The organism is Phocaeicola sp. RTP21198st1_B8_RTP21198_201120 (assembly GCF_040929485.1).
GTDB classification, from domain to species: Bacteria; Bacteroidota; Bacteroidia; order Bacteroidales; family Bacteroidaceae; genus Phocaeicola; species Phocaeicola dorei.
The window spans coordinates 1-2,650 of the sequence record NZ_JBCOCI010000187.1 but is presented as its reverse complement, the minus strand read 5'-3'; the positions used below and the strand labels follow the sequence as shown (position 1 = coordinate 2,650).

The 2,650-nt window shown below is 32.3% G+C and carries 1 protein-coding gene; it reads left to right on the top strand.

The features are described from left to right. Positions 1-88 precede the first annotated feature (88 nt). Positions 89-2,485: a hypothetical protein gene (locus tag AB5935_RS24270; protein WP_368327684.1), complete on the top strand. Its 2,397-nt coding sequence runs from the start codon at positions 89-91 to the stop codon at positions 2,483-2,485. Positions 2,486-2,650 lie beyond the last annotated feature (165 nt).

Below are 2,650 nucleotides of genomic sequence, written 5' to 3'. Positions count from 1 at the left end.
TGTCTGGAGAAGTTGAATTTAAGATTTCAGATAAAGCACTGGTTGGAGTTTTAAAACAACACAATAACAGAATAAACAGACTGACATAATGGGATATCAATTAATATATAACTCATCTTTTAAGGATATAGATGAGAATACTATCAATATTGAAATATACAGGGATTCAGGAGGAACTTTGATAGCTCCTGAATTACTTTGTTCTACTGATGCAGTTTCAATTAACTATGAATCAGATGACGATGTGTTCAAACCAATCAAATGTTCAGATTGCCAGATTAATGTCTTAACAACTAAGGTACTGGCTAATCTCTACACAGCATTAGGAAACCAGATATATTGTACTATCTCAAAGAATGGTTCTTTATTGTGGTGTGGTTATTCAGTCCCCTGTCTTTACAGTACGGATTATAATGAAGAATATAATTTGTTATCCTTGCAGTTTAATGATATTCTTTCATCTCTTAGTAACTATAACTACACCTATCTAAATGAAAAGCAGTCTATAGTGTCTTTTTATCAGGTAATCAAACATATCATAAGCCAGATTGATTCCAATAGATTAATAAAGAATGTCTATGTACACAACGCAAAGAAGATAAATGATACTACTGATTTACTAAATAACTTATTCATCCTAGATAGAAATTTCTTCGATGAAGCGAATGAAGCAGAGAACTGTAAAGACGTATTAGAATATATTGCAAGGTATCTGGGTATGACTTGCTATTATTATGGTGATTCTATTTATTTCGTGGACTATGATATTATTAAGAATATCAATTCATATACTAAATATACCCTGTCAGATGATAGTAATACGGTGGTAACACTTGATAACACCATTATTAATGTTAATCAGAATATTTATGAAAGTAATGCTAGTATAGCCATTGGTGAGCTATATAATAAAGTGGTGGTAGTTGCTAATTCAAATTCTAATAATACTATAATTCCTGAATGGAATGATGAGGATGATATTATAAATCAGAATGTAGACGCAAATAAGTATTATGAATCGACAAGGGATATTAGTGGTAAGAATTATACATTATTGAATGCTTTCTTTAAATCGAAGAATAATTGGGATTGGAATAAGCCATATCTTTTTGAGATTAACAAACCAATAGAACCGATAGAAGAAGTAACTCCAGATAATGCTGCATCAAATGGCAGCTACTGGCAAAAGGCAGCATATTATGAGACTGCCAATGAACCTTCTTCTTTAAATTGGAAGACATATTTTACGATAAGTGATTACGGTCTGATGGGATGGAAAACAACAGACGGAGTTCAATTGTCATTGAAAAATAAGCTGCCTATAGCAGTCAAAGGTGGAACTTTCATTATTGATATAAATTATAGACTGTCTGGTGATTGGAATGCAGCAGAATGTATTGTAACATCTGATGAACAATACTATGATGGTAAATATTCCACAGGATTCACGGATACGATGTTTAAATGTAAACTTGCAATTGGTGATAAGATGTACTATGATGGTGATGGATGGGTTAATTATCAAGAGTATCATAATAAAGTTGCAAGGAATTATTATAAGATATGTAACGGTCCAAATACTTGGGCAGGTGCAACTTGGTATAAGTATCTGGATGAATACGGCTACTGGCGATTTGTTACTAAAGGGGAATATGATTCTATTTCTGGACGTGAAAAGTATAGCGGTGGATATGCAGATAGAAATTATGTGTATTCATATACGAATAGCAGTAATGAACGTGTATTTGTCGAGAAATGGTTCTATGATGAATGTAAATTGCAAGACTGCTTTTATCTGGTGCATAAGAATAAAGTAGGGGATAAGGTGTTTGATACTGATTATTCATTGACTAATACAGTTTCGTGGCGTATGAATCTGGCAGAAAGTGAAGATGGTGTTGCCGTTTCATTGCCATCTGATAAAATGACATTAGGGGAATTGACATTTGAACTTTACGCTCCTAATCAACTTGGAACTACTCCTATGAGACGTACCGATAAAGAACCTGTCAGGTGTAATTCATTTCACATTAATGATGTTAAATTGAAATATACTACATCTGATTATGTGAAGGATATTTTTAATGATGAAACGTATGATGAAGACTTGAAGTTTGAGAATGTAATTGATGAAAATATAGTGAATGATTTTGATGATATTGAATTTAGAATCAATACTTATAATGAGCACGCAGGCAGCTATAGCTATGTTCTTACTAAGGTGGGAGATGAATATTACTTTGTTGATACGTTGACTGATGGAGTTTCTAAAGATAAATTGAAAGCAGAAGAACACTGTATTAATAAGTATGTGAATTACTATAGTAAACCACTATTCAGATACAGTAACTCAATAAAGAATAGGGATATATCGCTTAATTCAATCCTGAAAGAGAATACCTTGAATAAGAACTTTGTAATCAATTCCATCACCTACGATTTGATTAATAATAAATGTGATGTTGAATTGAATGAAATACGATGATATGGAAATAAAATCTAACTATATACCACATAATTTCAGAAACAAGTATTTAAAGAATGTAGGTGGAAGTTATTCAAGCACAGTTTTACAGCCAACAGTATCAGGTGAAGCTGGTACTAAAGTTGTGGTAATTGATGATTTGGAAACTTCCAGCAAGGATAAGGC